The sequence below is a fragment of the Yersinia nurmii genome, from assembly GCF_001112925.1.
GTDB classification, from domain to species: Bacteria; Pseudomonadota; Gammaproteobacteria; order Enterobacterales; family Enterobacteriaceae; genus Yersinia; species Yersinia nurmii.
Genome location: NZ_CPYD01000008.1, coordinates 116,291 through 136,830, shown reverse-complemented (window position 1 = coordinate 136,830; position 20,540 = coordinate 116,291). Strand labels below are relative to the sequence as shown.

The following is a 20,540-nucleotide window of genomic DNA, read 5'->3' as shown; positions in this document are numbered from 1 at the left end:
TGGATCGGCCTCGGAAATAGAAACAAGCAACTTAGTCAGTGAGAAAAAGTCATTTTATTATCGGCGCTTAGATTTACTGTTTTTATTCTCTCTGATTGTATTACAAGATCACATTGTTGCAATGCTCGTCATGGTATCGGCAGGGCAGGGAATTTTCTTAAATATCTTCATTTCAGGGAACACCGCCCGGTTTTAACACCGGGCGGAGAAATAAAGCGGAATATAGTCAAACAGATTTTATGGAAGGTTTAAAACGCTGGATAACCCATTTCTCTATTTCAACAATAATGAAGATGGCAATACCCACCAGTAATGTCAGGCCCCAGTAATAGGCTGGCAGCGGTTCGGTCCCAAAGGCCGTGTTCATAAACGGCAAATAGATTATCGCCAGTTGCAGCAAGATTAATACGCCGGAAACCAGCCACAGGCCTTTGTTAACGAACAACTCTTTGTTCAGCGGGAAGCGATCCGCTACGCGACAGTTAAACATGTAAATCCACTGCGCGGTAACCAGCGTTTGCATGAGCACTGTTCGGATAAATTCGGTGCTGTAGCCCCGAGGCTCCAGATAAGCTTCCAGAATAAAGGCACTGATAGCAATCAAAGTACCGACAAAGGCGATACGCCAAATAGCGTGGCCGTCCAGCACATGGCGCGAAGGATCTCGCGGATTGCGGTTCATTATGCCTCTTTCTGCCGGTTCAAATGCCAGACCGAAGGAAAGCGTGGTAGAGGTCGCCATATTCATCCACAGAATTTGCAGCGGCGTTAACGGAATGACCGCCCCGGCAAGAATGGCAAAGATGATTAGCAGTCCTTGCGCTAGGTTGGTTGGCAGGATAAACAGAATGGTTTTCTTCAGGTTATCGTAAACCCGACGCCCTTCTTCTACCGCACTGGCGATGGTGGCGAAGTTATCATCGGAGAGCACCATATCGGCAGCTTCTTTCGTCACTTCGGTCCCTTTAATCCCCATGGCGATACCCACATCCGCCTGTTTCAGCGCCGGTGCATCGTTGACGCCATCGCCGGTCATGCCAACGATTTCACCTTTGGTTTGCAGCGCTTTCACCAGACGTAGCTTATGTTCCGGGCTGGTTCGGGCAAAGATATCGTAACGAACCGCGGCTTCGGCCAGTTCCTCATCGTCCATATGTTCCAGCTGACTGCCGGTAATGGAATCCGTGCCGTTGCCTATTCCCAGCATCGCACCAATCGCCATGGCGGTTTCCTGATGGTCGCCGGTGATCATTTTCACGCGAATACCGGCCTGTTGGCAGGTGGCTATCGCATCAATGGCTTCAGGGCGCGGCGGGTCCATCATGCCGGCAATACCCACAAACACCATACCCTGTTGAATATCGGCATGATCCAGGTTGCTAATGCCCTCGTCAGTAGGTCGGAACGCTGCAGCCACCATACGCAAGCCCTGCTTGGCGTAGCGAGCCATTTCTGCTTCCCAGTAATCGCGGCGGAACGGAACGACGCCGTTTGCCGTCAGTTCCTGCTGACAGAAGGTAAATAGTACGTCCGGTGCGCCGGTCAGGAAGATGCTGTTTTCCGACTGAATCTGATGGCTGGTGGCCATATATTTATAAGCGGAATCAAAAGGAATTTTACCGAGCTGATTAACCTGTCCCAACTCAATGCCGGATTTCGCCGCCAGTACTTTTAGCGCCCCTTCGGTTGGGCCGCCGGTAATCACCCAATGACCCTGATCGTTTTTCTGTATCTGGCTGTCATTACATAAATTCACCGCAGTGATGAATGTTTTCAGCGTTGGGTTTGCCGCCAAATCGGCCTGCTGGTCGCTGCCTTCCTGATAAATATTGCCAACGGGCTCGTAGCTTTCACCTTCAACGCGATAGCAATGGTCGGCCAAAATTACCGCTTTCACGGTCATTTCGTTCATTGTCAGTGTGCCGGTTTTATCGGAACATACCACCGTCATAGCACCCAACGTTTCTACCGTTGGCAGCTTACGGATAATCGCCCTTTTACGCGCCATGGACTGAACGCCTAGCGACAAAATAATTGAGATAATCGCCGGTAACCCTTCTGGAACCGAGGCCACGGCCAGACTGATCAGAGCCAGCAACAGTTCATCAACCGGTAGGTCGCGTAGGATAAAGGCGAAAACAAACAGTACGGCCATCATCACCAGAATCAGGATGAATATAGCTTTACCGAGGCGATCCATTTGTTGCAGTAGCGGAGTTCGGGTCGATTCAACGGTAGACATCATCTGGTTGATATGACCCAATTCGGTGTCGCCGCCGGTGGCAATAACCACGCCTTTGGCCGTACCGGCACTAATGGTGGTACCAGAGAACAGCAGGTTTTTACGATCTCCAATAACGGATTCGCTTTCTATCACTCCGGTTTGTTTTTCCACCACCGTCGATTCGCCAGTCAGAATAGCTTCTTCGATCTGTAGGTTGTGGCCTTCCAGCAAACGCAGGTCAGCAGGAATTTTGTCACCGGGTTTCAGGGTAACGATATCGCCCGGAACCAGGTCTTTCGCATCAATGGTTTGCGTAATGCCATCGCGAATAACGACGGCTTTACTGGACAGCATGTTCTGAATACTTTTCAGGGATTTCTCGGCCTTATTTTCCTGTACAAAACCGATCAGGGCGTTAATGACCGCGACGCATAGGATGATTATGGTGTCGACGGAATGCCCCATCAGCCCTTTAACCAAGGCTGCGGCGAGCAGGATATAAATTAGAACATCATTAAAATGGGCGAGGAATTGGAGGAGGGGATGCTTGCGTTTCTTTTCTGGCAAGGCATTAGGCCCGTGCTTTTTTAGGCGTTCTGCTGCCTCCTGCTGGCTCAGACCTTCTGTAGTGGTATTGAGCTGCTCTAAGCTCTCATCCATCGTGAGCTGATACCAAGTTTTCCCCGATGGGGGTGGCGAGGCTGACTTTTGGTTTGGTGTGTTATGCATTGAAGGAACCTTCTCCAAAGAATTAATAAATCTAAAATTAGCCGTCCTTGTGTCCTTTATTGACCGGAAAATAATGCCGGTTTAGCGTCAAGCCAAAATACCTTTTGCCTTACGTTGTGAACACCTTTATGTTAATTATTTGATTTTTAATTAAAAATTAAATGCTAATGGGTTGAACATAAACAGTGAAACAGCATGATTATATTGAGGAAGGATAGTAGATAATTATCAGTTTACTGCCTTGATCTGAGATAATAAAAATTAAGTAACAGAATATTCCGGTAGGGTCAAAGCCTGAGTTTAGGCGCGATTTTTGCTAATGCTAATAATGATGTATCTAGTGGTTACTTGCGTTATCGCTAAAAAATTTAAAACCCAATCTCACAGCGTCATGGGGAATTTATTTCATTAAGCGGATAAGATGAATATGGATAACCACTATTATATAAAGGTTATTATTTCGTTCGCACTCCTAATTTATGTGCTTATCTTCATTGAGCAAAACGTGGATTTTCCATTATAGGAATATCTGCAAAAGTGGGTAAAGACGCTGGAACATAGCGGCATATCGAGCGAAACTCTCAGCCAGCCTGAATTTAAAACTCTGAACTCATTATGACTAAGCTATTCAGAAGATCCGGTGAATGTGACGTACAGCCAACAACCAGTGAGGAAACAGTAAGTATGGATAAGTGGCGATACCTGGCGATTGGCGTGTGTCTGGTGACAGCATCAGGCGCGGCGTCAGCAGATTCTCTTGATGCCCAACGGCAGCGCTATCAACAAGTTAAACAGGCGTGGGATAGCAACCAGATGGCAACGGTGGAGCAGCTGTTGCCAACGCTGCGCGATTATCCTTTGTATCCCTATCTGGAATATCGTCAGTTGACGCAAGATCTCAGCCAGGTCAGTGCGGCACAGATCAGTGATTTCCTCAGCCGTAATCCGACGCTGCCGCCGGCGCGTTCGCTATCCTCACGTTTTGTTAACGAGCTGGCGAACCGTGAAGATTGGCGTGGGTTATTGAGCTTTAGCCCACAGCCGCCGAAGCCGGTAGCGGCTCGCTGTAATTATTACTATGCCAAATGGGCGACCGGCGAGCAGCAGGTGGCCTGGGACGGTGCCAGCGAAATCTGGTTGAATGGTCAGTCTTTACCGGGTAGCTGCGACAAACTGTTTACGGTTTGGCAGCAGGCAGGGCATCAAACACCGTTGGCAACGCTGGCGCGGATGCGTTTGGCGCTGAAGGAAGGGAATGCCAGTCTGGTCAATTTCTTGCTAAAACAATTACCGAGTGATTATCAAACTATGGGGACGGCGCTGGCGAAGTTGCAGAGCGATCCGGCCAGCGTGGAAAGCTTTGCCCGCACCGTAGGGCCGACAGATTTTACTCGTTCTGCCACCATTATTGCTTTTACTCGCTTAGCGCGTCAGGACGTGGAAAACGCTCGCGCCATGATTCCCACTCTGACACGACTCCAGAAGATGAGCGAGAATGAGAAACTGGAGCTGGAAGAGGCGGTTGCTTGGCGTTTGATGGGTAATGATGCCAGTTACGAGCAGGCGAAATGGCGTGATGAAGTCACGTTGCGAAGCCACGCGACGCCGTTGCTTGAACGCCGTATTCGCATGGCGTTAGGCACCGGAGACCGTAAAGGGTTACAGGCATGGCTGGAGCGTTTGCCTGCGGATGCAAAAGATAAAGACGAATGGCGCTACTGGCGTGCAACGTTGCTAATTGAGCAGGGAAAGAAAACCGAAGGCGAGGCGATACTGCGTGAGTTAACCAAAGCGCGCGGTTTCTACCCGATGGTGGCGGCACAAAAGCTGAATATACCTTATCCCATCATGGTTGAAGTGGCGACGAAACCCGATGCCTCATTGGCCGAAAGCCCGGAAATTGCTCGGGTTCGCGAGCTGATGTACTGGAATATGGATAATCTGGCACGTAACGAATGGAGCTATTTGGTCGCCAGCCGCAGCAAACCACAGCAGGAAGCTCTGGCGCGTTATGCCTTTAACCAAAAGTGGGCCGATCTGAGCGTACAGGCGACGATAGTGGCGAAACTTTGGGATCACCTGGAAGAGCGCTTCCCACTGGCATGGCCGCAAGAATTCCGTCGGGCAACGGAAGGCAAAGGCATCACTCCAAGCTATGCGATGGCGATTGCCCGACAGGAAAGTGCATGGAACCCGAAAGCGCAATCCCCAGTGGGGGCCGCAGGTTTAATGCAGGTGATGCCACGTACCGCAGATCATACGGTAAAACTGAATAATATCAGCGGCTATGTGAACAGCAGCCAATTGCTCGATCCGGTCACAAATATCGAGATTGGCACCAGCTATCTGGAAGAGGTCTATCAGCAGTTTGGTCGCAACCGGATTCTCGCCAGCGCGGCGTATAACGCCGGGCCATCACGAGTGAATACCTGGCTGGGAAATAGTGCGGGGCAGGTCGATGCTATTGCTTTCATTGAAAGTATTCCTTTCTCTGAAACGCGTGGCTATGTCAAAAACGTCCTGGCTTACGATGCTTTCTATCGTCACTTTATGCACCGTCCGGCGAAGGTGCTGAGTGATGCAGAGTGGCAGAGGCGTTATTGATTTTTGCTAGTTTATGCTATGCTGCTGTACTAGTTAAATAGTATGGCAGCATACCATGACCGAAAATGTCGTAATCGATCCCGCTCTTTCCGCTGAAGATAACCAGAACTGGTTAAGCTTTATTGCGCTATTGCAACAGGCCGTAGCGCAAGATCTTCATCAACCGCTGTTGCAACTGATGCTGACGCCCGATGAGCGTGCGGCTTTGGGGACGCGCGTGCGTATTATTCAAGAGTTAATGCGTGGTGAATTGAGTCAGCGGGAACTGAAGAACCAACTGGGCGCCGGTATTGCTACCATTACCCGAGGTTCTAATAGCCTGAAAGCCTCACCAGCGCAGTTGAAAAGCTGGTTAGAAGCGCAATTACTCAATAACGAATCGTCGTCACAATCCTGAAATGACTGAAAAATCAGGTAAAGATTCAGCCTTTGCCTGATGCTGTATTGCCTAATCCGCTATTGCAGATAGACCGGGTTATGGAAGGGAACTAAAGCCAGTACTAATGCTTGATGGTAAACGCTGGTGCGTGACAGTTTACCATCGGTAAAGACTCCAATCGCACCGCCCTGACGTTTCACTTCCGTATTACCTGTCAAAAGTGCCATTTCGTCGCCTAGTTCACGGCCTTGATTAATTCCTTGTAATATAATTTGAGGTAGCATCAAACTGGCTGAACGGGATTCTCCTCGCAGCTGCAAGTGTTCAACGACTATCCAGGCAAAGGTCATATTATCTTCGATACCGGCTTCGACCCCGACCCAAAAATCTGCTTCCGGCTTTATCTGACGTGCTGCGGTGACCCGCTGGCGTGCTCCGGTGCGGGTTTCGTCACTGCCAATAGGCTGTAGGGATACGCCGCTATCGACGTTGATACCCTCGACACGGCAGGAGTCTGCGCCAAAAACATCGTTGAAGGCGAGAGTGATAGCCCTGATCTTTGCAGGGTTGGTAGTTGCGGCAACAACATGGTACATAATGAGCTTAAGCATCCTTTAGCTAATTTTACGCAGTATAACGGAAATCAGACATGTTACAGGTATATCTCGTTCGTCATGGCGAAACCGAATGGAACGCGGCTCGCCGTATTCAAGGGCAATCAGACAGCCCGCTGACCGCAATCGGTGAACATCAGGCTCGTCTGGTCGCACGTCGGGTGAGCAGTGAAGGTATCACCCACGTCATCACCAGCGATTTGGGACGTACGCGACGCACGGCAGAAATCATTGCCGATGCCTGTGGCTGTGACGTTATTGTTGAACCGCGCCTGCGAGAATTAAATATGGGCGTGTTGGAAGAGCGTGGCATCGACGGTTTAAACGCCCAGGAAGAACGGTGGCGCAAGCAGATGGTCGATGGTACTCCTGAGGGGCGTATTCCTCAAGGTGAATCCATGGCTGAACTGGCGGCCCGTATGCGCGGGGCTTTGGAAAGCTGCCTTGAGCTACCTCCGGGCAGCAAACCGTTGTTGGTTAGCCACGGTATCGCGTTAGGTTGCCTGCTCAGCACTATTTTGGGGCTGCCGCCCCATGCTGAGCGCCGCTTACGTTTGCGCAACTGTTCGCTATCCCGCGTGGATTATCAGCAAAGTCCGTGGTTGGCATCAGGTTGGATAGTTGAGACCGCGGGCGATATCACACATCTGGATATGCCCGCGTTGGACGAATTACAGCGTTAACGTCGGATAGGAATCAGGTATTCGCAGCGTAACACCTTCGGAGGCTGGTCTTGTGGCCGGCCCTGAGGGAAGAAACGTTCGATATCATAGCCTTTGCGGCGAGTCATCTCCGACAGCGGCAGGCAGGTACCATACAGCGTCAGAATAAAGTCCTGTAACCCTTCCGCTGGCCCTTCATAGATAAACTTAACGTATTCACCGCCCTGCAAAATAACCGGCTGGCCTTCCTGTACGTTAGCTGGAGTATGCTGAGGCTCAATGGCCGTAGTGTAGAATATCTCCTGCTCATCATCTTTTTCCTGATTTGGTCGGGAATGATGCAAGCCGTACAGTACCGGCGGCAGCTTATCCGCACCTCCAAGATATTGATGCCAGAAATGAGAGCGCAACTCGGTTCGGAACGTGGAAATTTGTTCCAACGTGCATGAATAGCTTTGAGTTAAACCAACCAAATGCTGTTCTGGCAAGGTAATAAACTCGGCCTGAGGCAGGGTATAAGAGCCCAACCGAATAGGCGGGCAGATGCCTAATGAATGCCAGTCTTCCGCTCGACGATAGAGCGCAGGCGTTTGCGCAAACTGTTTTTTGAATGCGCGAGTAAAGGTTTGCTGGGAGTCGAAACGGTATTGCAGTGCAATATCCAGAATGGGCCGACTGGTTAGACGCAGCGCAACCGCAGCTTTAGATAGTCTTCTTGCACGGATATAGGCACCAATAGCGTTACCGGTGACGTCTTTAAACATCCGTTGCAAATGCCATTTAGAGTAGCCTGCTTTTGCGGCGACATTGTCCAGTGATAAAGGCTGGTCTAAATGACTTTCTAGCCAGCTAAGCAGATCACGAATGATACTGGCTTGATCCATAGATCTTCCTCGTAAAGCGGCCTGGAGTAAAGTAATAGCTTGAGAGCTGAATTAGCTCCGCCGCATAGTAGCAATTTTTTCTGTCTCAGACTGCCTAAGATTTTTATTAGCATCTGTGCTAAATAATGTTGTTAAGCTGGCGAATGCTCATTTCCAATAAATATCTTATTATCAGTACAAAAATTTAACTTTGCATAATCTATCGGGCGTAATGGAGTAAGTGTATGAAAAAAAATTGGATATTGCTTTGCGGACTACTTTCTTTTGGCGCGATGAGCGTGCAGGCGGAAGAGGTTGGCTCGGTGGATACGGTATTTAAGCTGTTTGGTCCTGACCATAAAATCGTCATTGAGGCCTTCGATGATCCCGATGTTAAAAATGTAACTTGTTATATCAGTCGAGCAAAAACTGGTGGAATCAAGGGCGGATTAGGGCTGGCTGAAGATACTGCCGATGCGGCTATCTCCTGCCAGCAGGTTGGACCGATTGAATTATCAGAGAAAATTAAGAAAGGAAAATCTAAAGGAGAGGTGGTATTCCAGAAACGTACTTCGCTTATTTTCAAAAAACTTCAGGTCGTTCGTTTCTACGATGCAAACCGTAACGCTCTGGTGTATCTGACTTATTCCGACAAAGTCGTTGATGGTTCACCGAAGAATGCTATCAGTGCCGTGCCGATTATTCCCTGGACGCACGCCAGCCAATAACGAAGCATTTTAAGCAAAAAAAAAGCCAGCACATCAGCGCTGGCTTTCTTATAGAGTTTATAACCGGTTGATTACTCTTCCAGATCGCCACAGAAACGATAACCTTCGCCATGAATAGTCGCGATGATTTCTGGCGTATCCGGAGTGGATTCGAAATGTTTACGAATTCGACGGATGGTCACGTCAACCGTACGGTCATGAGGCTTCAGCTCGCGGCCGGTCATTTTTTTCAGCAATTCGCCACGGGATTGAATCTTCCCTGGGTTTTCGCAGAAGTGCAACATGGCGCGGAATTCACTGCGTGGCAGTTTATAGTGTTCGCCAGCAGGGCTGATCAGTGAGCGGCTATTGATGTCCAGCTCCCAACCGTTAAATTTATAGCTTTCAACCAGACGACGTTCTTCTCCCACGCTACCCAGGTTCATGGTACGTGACAGCAAGTTACGTGCACGAATAGTTAATTCGCGCGGATTGAAAGGTTTGGTGATGTAGTCATCAGCACCGATTTCCAGACCGAGAATCTTATCCACTTCATTATCGCGGCCAGTCAGGAACATCAGCGCAACGCTTGCCTGTTCACGAAGCTCCCGAGCCAACAATAAACCATTTTTGCCTGGCAGATTGATGTCCATGATAACCAGGTTGATATCATTCTCAGACAGAATGTGGTGCATTTCAGCGCCATCATTGGCTTCATGAACTACGTAGCCTTCCGCCTCGAAAATGCTCTTCAGGGTGTTACGAGTGACTATCTCGTCTTCTACGATCAGAATGTGCGGGGTCTGCATGTTTGCTACCTAAAATTGCCAACAAAATAGAAATAGGAAGTACAGAAGTCTTTGTTATATAGGAATTTTTATTGACTTGTAACTCGTCATCCTATTTATCACATGACTAAAGTACGTAAACGCGTTCTTGATGCACTTTCCATCAACGTCAACAACATCGCTAGCTTGGTCGGGGTGTTACTCCCTACAGCCCCAAAGGTGACAAAAGCGGCGCATATCCTAACCCTATTAACAGCAACATAACAGTGTGAGCCGAATCTACCACCCAACAAAACTACGCTTTGTTGACATATATCAAATTCAATTGTAGCACGTTAACACTTTTGTGAAAAACACTTACAAGAATACCAGCTTAAGTGATAGTTGGTTAAAATAACTGATCGTTTCAGTGTATTTAATATTAAAAAAATCGGTTTATGTTTAGATGAATAATTTAATTTGTAATGCATTGATTTTTATTGTTTAAAATCAACATATTCTGAGTATCAGCCGTCAGTCCTGATTTTTAACGTTGGGCGTCTCTTTCACTCAATAGATAAGATAAATTACCGTAAATGTTATATGAATGTAAACAAAATGTCTGTTATATTTACATCCGTAGCGTTACGCTGGAAAACAGCTTATTCACGTCATATTCCCCACAGGGGATTCACCCGTAGCCAAATTTCCTTATTACATCGCTTTTTCCCTCTTTGACTCTATTGGAACGAAAGACGCTTTCTCATTATTTGAGGAAATGTCACCGTCTGCTCGCGTAGAAAACAGAAAAAAATGCTGCTGTACATACTAGGGATAAAATTCGTTCGCCTAGCTATATATTCCTTAATTTATGCCTTTATCGTTCTTTACTGCTTTTAATTTCTATTTTGTAGAATTTAAATTCTTTGGCGTTGATGGCTAGTTCTGCGAGCCAGTTAACAAAAAAGTTTGACTTGGGTCGACTATTGCTTTAACCAATAGAGGGAGAGCTTCAATTATTAAATGAGACAGACAGAAAACATGCGATTCATCAGCCTGACTACAACGATTATTACCACCACCGAAACCACAGGTTACGGGGCGGGCTGACGCGTACAGGAAACACAGAAAAAAGCCCGCACCTAAACAGTGCGGGCTTTTTTTTTCGGCATAAATTCAGGAGAGAATCAGAAATGCGAGTGCTGAAATTTGGCGGGACCTCAGTTGCAAATGCGGAAAGATTTTTGCGCGTTGCCGATATTATCGAAAACAATGCGCGTCAGGGGCAGGTCGCGACCGTACTGTCTGCGCCAGCTAAAATCACCAACCATTTGGTTGCGATGATTGATAAGACCGTGGCGGGGCTGGATATCTCTCCTACCATGAGCGATGCAGAAGCTATTTTTGCCGATCTGTTGCGCGGCCTGTCAGAAGCGCAGCCGGGTTTTGCCTATGAGCGTTTAAAGGCCCTGGTTTCCCATGAATTTGCGCAACTCAAACAAGTGCTGCACGGAATCTCCCTGTTGGGACAATGCCCGGATAGCATTAATGCGGCGATTATCTGCCGTGGTGAGAAGCTATCCATCGCGATGATGGAAGCGGTATTTCAGGCCAAAGGCTACCCAGTGACGGTAATCAATCCGGTTGAGAAACTGTTGGCGCAGGGCCACTATCTGGAATCTACCGTTGATATTGCCGAATCCACTCAGCGTATTGCCGCCAGTGCGATTCCGAACGACCATATCATCCTGATGGCTGGCTTCACCGCCGGTAACGATAAAGGGGAACTGGTGGTTTTGGGGCGTAACGGCTCTGATTATTCCGCCGCGGTTCTGGCCGCCTGTTTACGTGCAGACTGCTGCGAGATATGGACTGACGTCGACGGCGTGTACACTTGCGATCCGCGCACCGTGCCAGACGCCAGGTTGCTCAAGTCGATGTCTTATCAAGAAGCGATGGAATTGTCCTATTTTGGCGCCAAAGTTCTCCACCCCCGCACCATCGCTCCGATTGCCCAGTTCCAGATTCCTTGCCTGATAAAAAATACCGCTAACCCGCAAGCTCCCGGCACCTTAATCGGTGGCGATAGCAGCGATGACGCTTATCCGGTGAAAGGTATTACTAACCTGAATAATATGGCGATGATTAACGTCTCAGGGCCGGGAATGAAAGGCATGGTCGGCATGGCCGCACGGGTCTTTGCCGTGATGTCACGCAGTGGAATCTCCGTGGTGTTAATCACTCAATCCTCTTCTGAATATAGCATCAGTTTCTGTGTGCCTCAGGGCGAGCTGGCGCGAGCTCGCAGGGCGCTGGAGGACGAGTTTTACCTCGAATTAAAAGATGGTGTACTCGACCCGCTGGACGTCATGGAGCGGCTGGCGATTATCTCCGTTGTCGGCGATGGTATGCGCACTTTGCGCGGTATTTCCGCACGCTTCTTCTCCGCGCTAGCGCGAGCCAATATCAATATTATCGCTATTGCACAGGGTTCTTCCGAGCGATCCATTTCCGTGGTGGTGAATAATGATTCTGTGACCACCGGCGTACGGGTTTGCCACCAAATGCTGTTTAATACCGATCAGGTTATTGAGGTGTTTGTGATTGGTGCAGGCGGCGTCGGCGGCGCGTTGATCGAGCAGATCTACCGTCAGCAGCCTTGGCTGAAACAAAAGCATATTGATTTACGCGTCTGCGGGATTGCCAATTCTAAAGCGTTGCTGACCAACGTCCACGGCATTGATTTGGCGAACTGGCAGGAGCAACTGGCGGCAGCTCAAGAACCTTTCAACCTGAGCCGTTTAATTCGTCTGGTTAAGGAATATCACTTGCTGAATCCGGTTATTGTGGACTGTACTTCCAGTCAGGCCGTGGCCGATCAGTATGCCGATTTCTTGTCCGATGGTTTCCACATCGTGACGCCGAATAAGAAAGCCAACACCTCATCGATGAATTATTACCGCCAGCTTCGCGTTGCAGCGGCTAAATCCAGCCGTAAATTCCTGTACGACACCAACGTGGGCGCAGGCCTGCCGGTTATCGAGAATCTGCAAAACTTATTGAACGCCGGTGATGAGTTGGTGCGTTTCTCCGGCATCCTTTCCGGTTCGCTTTCCTTTATATTCGGTAAACTGGATGAAGGAATGTCGTTTTCAGAAGCTACGCTGCAAGCCAAAGCTTTAGGTTATACCGAGCCCGATCCGCGCGATGATCTTTCTGGGATGGATGTTGCTCGTAAACTATTGATTTTGGCTCGAGAAGCGGGTTACAAATTAGAACTGGCTGATATTGACGTTGAATCCGTATTGCCGCCATCTTTCGATGCCAGCGGCAATGTAGAAAGCTTCCTGAAACACCTGCCATCGCTAGACGCAGAGTTCGCTCGTCGGGTCGCTGATGCAACCGCGCAGGGCAAAGTGCTGCGCTATGTCGGCGTGATTGAAGACGGTCGCTGTCAAGTCCGTATGGATGCGGTGGATGGCAACGATCCGTTGTATAAAGTCAAAAATGGTGAGAATGCGCTGGCCTTCTACACACGTTACTATCAGCCAATTCCTTTAGTATTACGTGGTTACGGTGCAGGTAACGATGTTACCGCCGCTGGCGTATTTGCCGATTTGTTACGCACATTATCCTGGAAGCTGGGAGTTTAATTATGGTTAAGGTCTATGCTCCGGCATCGATTGGCAATGTTAGCGTCGGTTTTGATGTGCTGGGTGCGGCAGTGTCGCCAGTGGATGGCACCTTGCTCGGCGATTGCGTTAGCGTAACGGCGGCAGACAGTTTCAGTTTGGAGAATGAAGGGCGTTTCGTCAGTAAGCTACCTGTCGATCCAAAAGAGAATATTGTTTATCAGTGCTGGCAGCGTTTTTGTCAGGAAATAGGCAAAGAGATTCCGGTCGCAATGCGGTTGGAAAAAAATATGCCGATAGGTTCTGGCTTGGGTTCCAGCGCCTGTTCGGTTGTCGCCGGTTTGATGGCGATGAACGAGTTTTGCGGCCATCCGTTGGATAAGGTCACTCTACTTGGCCTGATGGGCGAGTTGGAAGGGCGGGTGTCCGGCAGCGTGCATTTCGATAACGTAGCGCCTTGCTATCTGGGGGGGCTGCAGCTGATTTTAGAGCAAGCGGATTGCATTAGTCAGTCAGTGCCCGGTTTTGACGATTGGCTGTGGGTGATGGCTTATCCGGGAATTAAAGTCTCTACTGCCGAAGCGCGGGCGATTTTACCTGCACAATATCGTCGGCAGGATTGCATTAGCCACGGGCGTAATCTGGCCGGCTTTATCCACGCCAGCCACACGCAGCAGCCTCTGTTAGCCGCTAAACTGATGAAAGATGTCATTGCAGAACCTTATCGTACGCAACTGCTACCGGGCTTTGCCGCAGCGCGTCAGGCCGCACAGGATATTGGTGCGCTGACCTGCGGAATTTCCGGCTCTGGCCCAACCCTGTTTGCGGTGTGCAACGAAAGCGCTACCGCGCAACGCATGGCGGATTGGCTGCAAAAAAACTACCTGCAAAACGACGAAGGTTTTGTTCATATTTGCCGTCTGGATACCGCAGGCGCACGACTACTGGGATAACGCATGAAACTCTACAACCTTAAAGATCATAATGAGCAGGTCAGCTTTGCGCAGGCCATCAAGCAAGGCTTGGGTAAGAATCAGGGGCTGTTTTTCCCGCTGGAATTGCCAGAGTTCGAACTGACTGAAATTGATAACTTGCTTGATCAGGATTTTGTGACGCGCAGCAGTCGCATTTTATCTGCTTTTATCGGTGACGAAATGGCTCCTGAAACTCTGACCAAACGAGTTAAAGCCGCTTTTGAATTCCCGGCACCGGTGGCTCCGGTGGAAAACGATGTCTCGATTCTGGAGCTTTTCCACGGTCCAACTTTGGCATTCAAAGACTTCGGCGCACGCTTTATGGCGCAGATGCTGGCAGAAGTAGCCGGTGAGCAGCCAGTCACCATTCTGACCGCCACGTCTGGCGACACTGGCGCAGCGGTAGCTCATGCTTTCTACGGTTTGAAAAACGTGCGAGTGGTGATTCTGTACCCGCGCGGTAAAATCAGCCCGTTGCAGGAAAAACTGTTCTGCACCTTGGGTGGCAACATCCAAACCGTTGCTATCGACGGCGATTTCGATGCCTGTCAGGCGCTGGTGAAACAATCCTTTGATGATGAAGAGTTAAAACAAGAACTGCACCTTAACTCGGCTAACTCAATTAATATCAGCCGTTTGCTGGCTCAAATCTGTTACTACTTCGAGGCCGTGGCGCAGCTGCCGCAGGAAGCACGTAACCAATTGGTGATTTCGGTACCGAGCGGTAACTTCGGTGATTTGACCGCAGGTTTGCTGGCGAAGTCTCTGGGGCTACCGGTGAAACGCTTCATCGCCGCGACTAACGCTAATGACACTGTACCGCGCTTCCTGGTTAACGGTCAGTGGCAGCCTAAGGCTACCGTAGCAACGTTATCCAACGCGATGGACGTCAGCCAGCCGAATAACTGGCCGCGAGTAGAAGAACTGTTCCGCCGTAAGATTTGGCAGTTGAAAGATCTGGGTCATGCAGCCGTTAGCGATGAAGTGACCAAAGAAACCATGAGAGAACTGGCTGAAATCGGCTATATCTCTGAACCTCACGCCGCCATTGCTTACCGCGCTTTACGCGATCAGCTGCAAGACGGCGAGTTCGGCCTGTTTCTGGGGACAGCGCATCCGGCGAAGTTTAAAGAGAACGTAGAAGCGATTCTGGCGCAGGAACTGCCGTTGCCGAAAGAGTTGGCTGTCAGAGCATCAATGCCATTGTTATCTCATGATTTACCAGCAGATTACGATAAATTGCGCGCATTCCTGATGGCATTACCGAAATAAGTGAGCGCGTTTTTGCAGAATACAGCGAACTCACTAAATCACTAAATCACTAAATCACTAAATCACTAAATCACTAAATCACTAAATCACTAAAGCAGAAAAGGGCCGATTGGCCCTTTTTTATATGAATGGTACATGAATCAATGATGCATAAATCAGCTTAGTGCTGTTCGGACCGTTTAAAGACCAGCTCATTTTTCGCCGAGAGTCCCGCATCGAACTGATAGCCTTCCAGATTGAAATCCACCAATTGCTCGGTTTTACTCAAGCGGTTCTGAATGATAAAGCGGCTCATCAACCCGCGGGCTTTCTTGGCGTAGAAACTGATAATTTTGTATTTACCGTTTTTCTCATCCAGGAATATCGGTTTGATCAGCGTACCGTTCAGTTTAGCCGGCTTTATCGCTTTAAAGTATTCATCCGAAGCCAGATTAATCAGCACGTTATCGCCTTGCTGTTCCATCGCCTGATTCAGTTTTTCGGTCAGGGTCTCCCCCCAAAAAGCGTATAAGTCCTTACCCTGCGGGTTAGCCAGTTTGGTGCCCATTTCCAGACGGTATGGCTGCATAAGATCCAACGGACGCAACAGGCCGTATAAACCAGAAAGCATACGCAAATGCTTCTGAGCAAAGGCAAAATCTTCCTCGCTGAAATCCTGTGCCTGCATACCGGTGTAAACGTCACCTTTAAACGCCAAAATAGCCTGGCGGGCATTTTCCGGCGTGAATTTCGGCTGCCAGTCGCTAAAACGGGCGGCATTTAATCCGGCCAGTTTATCGCTGATTTTCATCAGGCTGGCAATCTGGGGCGGAGTCAGTTCACGGCAAATCTCAATCAGAGCCTGAGACTGATCCAACAACTCGGGCTGAGTGTAGGTTTTGGTAGCCAAGGGGCTTTGAAAATCGAGAGTTTTAGCCGGAGAGATAATAATAAGCATGACGACATCCTGTTTATCCAGATTGGCACACTGTAGCAAAAAGCGAGCGGTAACCAAACGAAGAATGGTCAATTGCTAGGATAGGAAGTATCGCGTGGCTAAATCGTCTCAGCATCGTGATAATGAACCAAGTTGTTATTAATCCACGGGGTTCAACGCCTTTTCGCAGGCGAAAACGGTTGCTCGGAGAAGTCGACGCGACCGGTGTTTTTCTAAACAGTTGAACTGCCTTGCACCGGGGCTTCTGCGTGTTATTATCAAGAAAAGGCTGGGTTGCAGAATGCCAAAAGTTCATGCACAAACGATGAGAAACGACAACATGACCGATAAACTTACTTCCCTACGTCAATTGACTACCGTTGTAGCTGACACCGGGGACATTGCGGCGATGAAACTGTATCAGCCGCAAGATGCCACGACTAACCCCTCTCTGATCCTGAACGCGGCTCAAATTCCTGAATACCGTAAATTGATTGACGACGCTATCGCCTGGGCTCGCGAGCAAAGCAGCGATAAAGCGCAGCAAGTCATCGATGCGGGTGACAAGCTGGCCGTTAACATCGGTCTGGAAATTCTGAAGCTGATCCCAGGCCGTATTTCTACCGAAGTTGATGCGCGTCTGTCTTACGACACCGTTGCCAGCGTCGCGAAAGCCAAACGTCTGATTAAAATGTACGGTGATGCGGGTATTAGCAAAGACCGTATCCTGATCAAATTGGCTTCTACTTGGCAGGGTATCCGCGCCGCTGAGCAGTTAGAGAAAGAAGGCATCAACTGTAACCTGACTCTGCTGTTCTCCTTTGCTCAGGCGCGTGCTTGTGCTGAAGCGGGCGTATACCTGATTTCTCCGTTTGTTGGCCGTATTCTGGACTGGTACAAAGCGAACGGCGATAAGAAAGAGTTCGCACCAAACGAAGATCCGGGCGTAATTTCCGTTAAAGAAATCTACCAGTACTACAAAAAACACGGCTACAAAACCGTGGTGATGGGCGCAAGCTTCCGTAATATTGGTGAAATCATCGAACTGGCTGGCTGTGACCGTTTGACCATCGCTCCAACCCTGCTGAAAGAGCTGGCGGAAAGCGAAGGCCCACTGGAGCGTAAACTGTCTTACACCGGCAATATTGACGCTGCGCCAGCGCCGTTGACTGAAGCTGAGTTCTACTGGGAACACAACCAAGACCCAATGGCAGTTGAGAAACTGACCGACGGTATCCGCAAGTTTGCTGTCGATCAGGGCAAACTTGAGAAGATGATTGCCGATCTGCTGTAATTTTATACCGGCAGGCAACATTGAATGAAAAAGGTGGCGCAAGCCGCCTTTTTTACGTCTGAAGCTCGCCTGTTTCTGCTCTGTGACGGAACAAAACTATACTTAATTCTGTGAGTTGAGAGGGTTGAGGTAATAGCGTCGCGTAGTATCATCCCGCCCACAGAGATAGATTTTTCCATCGAGGTCGTTGTATGCATACATTACGTATAGGTTTAGTGTCCATTTCCGATCGGGCATCCAATGGGATTTATCAGGATAAAGGTCTGCCAGCGTTGGAAGATTGGTTGAAAAGCGCCTTAACCAGTGAATTTACCCTCGAAACCCGTTTAATCCCCGATGAGCAAACGCTGATAGAGCAAACCCTGTGTGAGCTGGTGGATGAAATGGGCTGCCATTTGGTGTTAACCACCGGCGGCACAGGCCCGGCGCGTCGCGATGTGACGCCGGATGCGACTCTGGCCATCGCCGATCGTCACATGCCCGGTTTCGGCGAGCAAATGCGCCAAATCAGTCTACACTTTGTTCCCACGGCGATTTTATCCCGCCAGGTTGGGGTCATTCGCAAACAGGCGCTGATTCTGAATTTGCCCGGCCAGCCTAAGGCGATAAAAGAAACGCTGGAAGGAGTCAAAGACGCGGAAGGCAACGTGTTGGTTCATGGGATTTTTGCCAGTGTCCCTTATTGCATTCAATTGTTGGATGGCCCGTACATTGAAACAAACAGCCAGGTGGTAGCAGCATTTCGTCCTAAGAGTGCCTTGCGTGATACAAAAATCTAAATTCAAATAGTTTCTGACATAAGATACCATTCTAAGCATGTGAGGATTTTTGTACGGTATAGTAATTTTTACTTTACAAAGAGTTGTAATATTTTTAACTCACTACTCTGGTTTATCACGGTGTCTTATGGATCAACAGCACAATCGCCGATTGAATCGGCAAGATTATAAAACTCTGACGTTAGCCGCTTTGGGCGGAGCTTTAGAGTTTTATGACTTCATTATCTACGTATTTTTCGCCGCGATTATCGGTGAACTCTTCTTCCCTCCCGATATGCCAGAATGGCTACGTCAGGTGCAGACCTTTGGTATTTTCGCCGCCGGTTATCTGGCGCGACCATTGGGTGGCATTATCATGGCGCACTTCGGCGATTTGGTTGGCCGTAAAAAGATGTTTAGCCTGAGTATTCTATTAATGGCCTTGCCGACGCTGGCTATTGGTCTGCTACCAACTTATGCCTCTATCGGTATTGCTGCACCTTTATTACTGCTTCTGATGCGCGTATTGCAAGGCGCGGCTATCGGTGGAGAAGTGCCGGGAGCCTGGGTATTTGTGGCCGAGCACGTGCCACGTAAACGCGTTGGTTTTGCCTGTGGCACCTTAACCGCCGGGCTGACAGCGGGCATTCTGCTGGGTTCTTTGGTGGCTACGGGGATGAAAACCACCATTAGCACCGAGGCAATGATGAACGGTGGCTGGCGTATTCCGTTCTTCCTCGGCGGTATTTTCGGCCTGTTCGCTATGTATCTTCGCCGCTGGTTACAGGAAACGCCGATCTTTAAAGAGATGCAGGCGCAGAAAGCCTTGGCAGAGGGCTTGCCCTTGAAATCGGTCGTGGTTAACCATAAAAAAGAAATCGTGGTTTCGATGCTGCTGACTTGGTTGCTGTCCGCTGGAATCGTGGTCGTCATCCTGTTGACGCCAACTTATCTGGAAAAACAGTACGGCGTGATGTCAGCGCTGGCGATGCAGGCTAACAGCGTGGCAATTGTGGCGCTGGTATGTGGCTGCGTACTGGCTGGATTAGCAATTGACCGCTTTGGCGCCAGTAAAACCTTTATTCTGGGCAGCCTGTTGTTGGCTGTCGCGACCTGGACCTTCTATCGCGCGGATCTCACCGATGCGACAACGCTGTTTAGCCATTACGCTTTCGCCGGTTTTAGCGTGGGTATCGTTGGTGCTGTGCCTTATGTGATGGTGCGGGCCTTCCCGGCAGAAATTCGCTTTACCGGCATTTCGTTCTCTTACAACGTGGCTTACGCGGTGTTTGGTGGACTGACGCCGGTATTAGTGACTTTATTGCTGAAAATCACGCCGTTGGCTCCGGCTTACTACATGCTGACACTGTGTGTGGTCGGGCTGCTATTGGGTATCTATCTGCGTAATGATATCAATAGCGAAAGTAAAACCGAGTCTGAAGCGGGCCGTCGTATTCCGCTTGGCAACTAAGTTTTATTCAGTGTGAAGTGATAAAAAAAGCCCTGCATTTGCAGGGCTTTTATCTGACCGTTGGTCAGGAATTTAAGCAGTCGCTGGGATTGCCACTGGGCGTTTGACTTCACCGATTGGCAGTACGGTACGACCATACTGTTCGTTCAGTACTTCAGCCATAGCCAGATAAATGGCGCTGGCACCACAGATAACGCCTTCGAAGCCGGCGAATACTAGCATCGCGTGATTACCGGTGAAGTTACCGATAGCCAGTAGGGCAAACAGCAGCGTCAGGCTGGCAAACACAAACTGTAATGCACGGTTGGCTGGCAGAGTGCCGAAGAACATAAACAGGGTGAAAATACCCCATACGCCCAGATAAACGCCGAGGAATTGAGCGTCAGTAGCTTCTGCCAGACCCAGTTTAGGCAGCATCAGCAGGCCAACCAGGCTCAGCCAGAATGCGCCGTATGAGGTAAAGGCCGTTGCAGCGAAGGTATTCCCTTTTTTATATTCCAGCAGACCAGCCAGAATTTGCGCCAAACCGCCGTAAAAAATCCCCATGCTGAGGATTACGGAAGTCAGGGGGAAGAAACCCGCGTTGTGCAGGTTAAGCAAGACGGTGGTCATCCCGAAGCCCATCAGGCCTAACGGGCCAGGATTCGCCAACTTGTTGGTGTTCATAAGTCCTC

The 20,540-nt window shown here is 49.3% G+C and carries 18 protein-coding genes and 1 other annotated feature; of the genes, 12 read left to right on the top strand and 6 right to left on the bottom strand.

Annotated elements, in window-relative coordinates; all coding sequences use genetic code 11:
- Window positions 1–226 precede the first annotated feature (226 nt).
- Window positions 227–2,953 (bottom strand): cation-transporting P-type ATPase, encoded by a 2,727-nt coding sequence (locus AD970_RS11550; RefSeq protein ID WP_049598981.1) that lies wholly within the window; start codon window positions 2,951–2,953, stop codon window positions 227–229.
- Window positions 2,954–3,637: 684 nt separating this feature from the next.
- Between AD970_RS11550 and sltY the strand changes: the two genes are divergently transcribed.
- Window positions 3,638–5,557 (top strand): murein transglycosylase, encoded by a 1,920-nt coding sequence (sltY, locus tag AD970_RS11545; protein WP_049598980.1) that lies wholly within the window; start codon window positions 3,638–3,640, stop codon window positions 5,555–5,557.
- Between the two features lie 55 nt (window positions 5,558–5,612).
- On the top strand, window positions 5,613–5,954 hold the full coding sequence (trpR, locus tag AD970_RS11540; RefSeq protein ID WP_049598978.1) for a trp operon repressor: 342 nt from the start codon (window positions 5,613–5,615) through the stop codon (window positions 5,952–5,954).
- Between the two features lie 59 nt (window positions 5,955–6,013).
- On the opposite strand, the gene yjjX is transcribed toward trpR, so the two are convergent.
- Window positions 6,014–6,532, bottom strand: a complete 519-nt coding sequence (gene yjjX, locus AD970_RS11535; RefSeq protein WP_049598975.1) for an inosine/xanthosine triphosphatase — start codon at window positions 6,530–6,532, stop codon at window positions 6,014–6,016.
- 53 nt (window positions 6,533–6,585) lie between these two features.
- On the opposite strand from yjjX, the gene gpmB reads away from it, so the two are divergent.
- Window positions 6,586–7,233: a 2,3-diphosphoglycerate-dependent phosphoglycerate mutase GpmB gene (gene gpmB / locus AD970_RS11530; RefSeq protein ID WP_049598973.1), complete on the top strand. Its 648-nt coding sequence runs from the start codon at window positions 6,586–6,588 to the stop codon at window positions 7,231–7,233.
- On the opposite strand, the gene robA is transcribed toward gpmB, so the two are convergent.
- Complete coding sequence (gene robA / locus AD970_RS11525) at window positions 7,230–8,096, bottom strand: MDR efflux pump AcrAB transcriptional activator RobA (RefSeq protein ID WP_049598970.1); 867 nt, start codon at window positions 8,094–8,096, stop codon at window positions 7,230–7,232. The genes gpmB and robA overlap by 4 nt on opposite strands.
- Window positions 8,097–8,320: 224 nt before the next feature.
- Here robA and creA point away from each other — a divergent pair, with 224 nt between their 5' ends.
- Window positions 8,321–8,803 carry a protein CreA gene (gene creA, locus AD970_RS11520; RefSeq protein ID WP_049598968.1) on the top strand — a complete coding sequence of 161 codons (483 nt, stop codon included), beginning with the start codon at window positions 8,321–8,323 and terminating at the stop codon, window positions 8,801–8,803.
- 71 nt (window positions 8,804–8,874) lie between these two features.
- Here creA and arcA read toward each other — a convergent pair whose 3' ends face one another.
- A complete protein-coding gene (arcA, locus tag AD970_RS11515; protein ID WP_004706052.1) occupies window positions 8,875–9,591 on the bottom strand; it encodes a two-component system response regulator ArcA in 717 nt (238 codons plus the stop codon).
- A gap of 102 nt (window positions 9,592–9,693) precedes the next feature.
- On the opposite strand from arcA, the gene yjjY reads away from it, so the two are divergent.
- The 5 genes from yjjY to thrC all read left to right on the top strand — a co-directional run bounded on the left by yjjY (window position 9,694) and on the right by thrC (window position 15,427).
- Entirely contained in the window at window positions 9,694–9,834 is a 141-nt protein-coding gene (yjjY, locus tag AD970_RS20160) for a YjjY family protein (RefSeq protein WP_235600971.1), read from the top strand.
- 738 nt (window positions 9,835–10,572) lie between these two features.
- On the top strand, window positions 10,573–10,659 hold the full coding sequence (gene thrL / locus AD970_RS18900) for a thr operon leader peptide (protein WP_071925590.1): 87 nt from the start codon (window positions 10,573–10,575) through the stop codon (window positions 10,657–10,659).
- Window positions 10,598–10,715: a sequence feature (Thr leader region), on the top strand. Its footprint overlaps the gene before it by 62 nt.
- Window positions 10,716–10,742: 27 nt before the next feature.
- On the top strand, window positions 10,743–13,202 hold the full coding sequence (gene thrA, locus AD970_RS11510; protein ID WP_049598965.1) for a bifunctional aspartate kinase/homoserine dehydrogenase I: 2,460 nt from the start codon (window positions 10,743–10,745) through the stop codon (window positions 13,200–13,202).
- 2 nt (window positions 13,203–13,204) lie between these two features.
- Entirely contained in the window at window positions 13,205–14,134 is a 930-nt protein-coding gene (thrB, locus tag AD970_RS11505) for a homoserine kinase (protein WP_049598963.1), read from the top strand.
- Window positions 14,135–14,137: 3 nt separating this feature from the next.
- Complete coding sequence (thrC, locus tag AD970_RS11500; RefSeq protein ID WP_049598961.1) at window positions 14,138–15,427, top strand: threonine synthase; 1,290 nt, start codon at window positions 14,138–14,140, stop codon at window positions 15,425–15,427.
- A 160-nt stretch (window positions 15,428–15,587) separates the two neighbouring features.
- On the opposite strand, the gene yaaA is transcribed toward thrC, so the two are convergent.
- Entirely contained in the window at window positions 15,588–16,364 is a 777-nt protein-coding gene (gene yaaA / locus AD970_RS11495; protein WP_049598958.1) for a peroxide stress protein YaaA, read from the bottom strand.
- 319 nt (window positions 16,365–16,683) lie between these two features.
- Here yaaA and tal point away from each other — a divergent pair, with 319 nt between their 5' ends.
- The 3 genes from tal (at window position 16,684) to AD970_RS11480 (ending at window position 19,866) form a co-directional block, all read left to right on the top strand.
- A complete protein-coding gene (gene tal / locus AD970_RS11490; protein ID WP_049598955.1) occupies window positions 16,684–17,637 on the top strand; it encodes a transaldolase in 954 nt (317 codons plus the stop codon).
- A gap of 191 nt (window positions 17,638–17,828) precedes the next feature.
- Complete coding sequence (mog, locus tag AD970_RS11485; protein WP_049598953.1) at window positions 17,829–18,416, top strand: molybdopterin adenylyltransferase; 588 nt, start codon at window positions 17,829–17,831, stop codon at window positions 18,414–18,416.
- 127 nt (window positions 18,417–18,543) lie between these two features.
- On the top strand, window positions 18,544–19,866 hold the full coding sequence (locus AD970_RS11480) for an MFS transporter (protein ID WP_049598950.1): 1,323 nt from the start codon (window positions 18,544–18,546) through the stop codon (window positions 19,864–19,866).
- 72 nt (window positions 19,867–19,938) lie between these two features.
- Here the strand turns inward: AD970_RS11480 and satP are convergent, their stop codons facing one another.
- Window positions 19,939–20,532, bottom strand: coding sequence for an acetate uptake transporter (gene satP / locus AD970_RS11475; RefSeq protein WP_049598947.1), 594 nt, complete (start codon window positions 20,530–20,532; stop codon window positions 19,939–19,941).
- Window positions 20,533–20,540 lie beyond the last annotated feature (8 nt).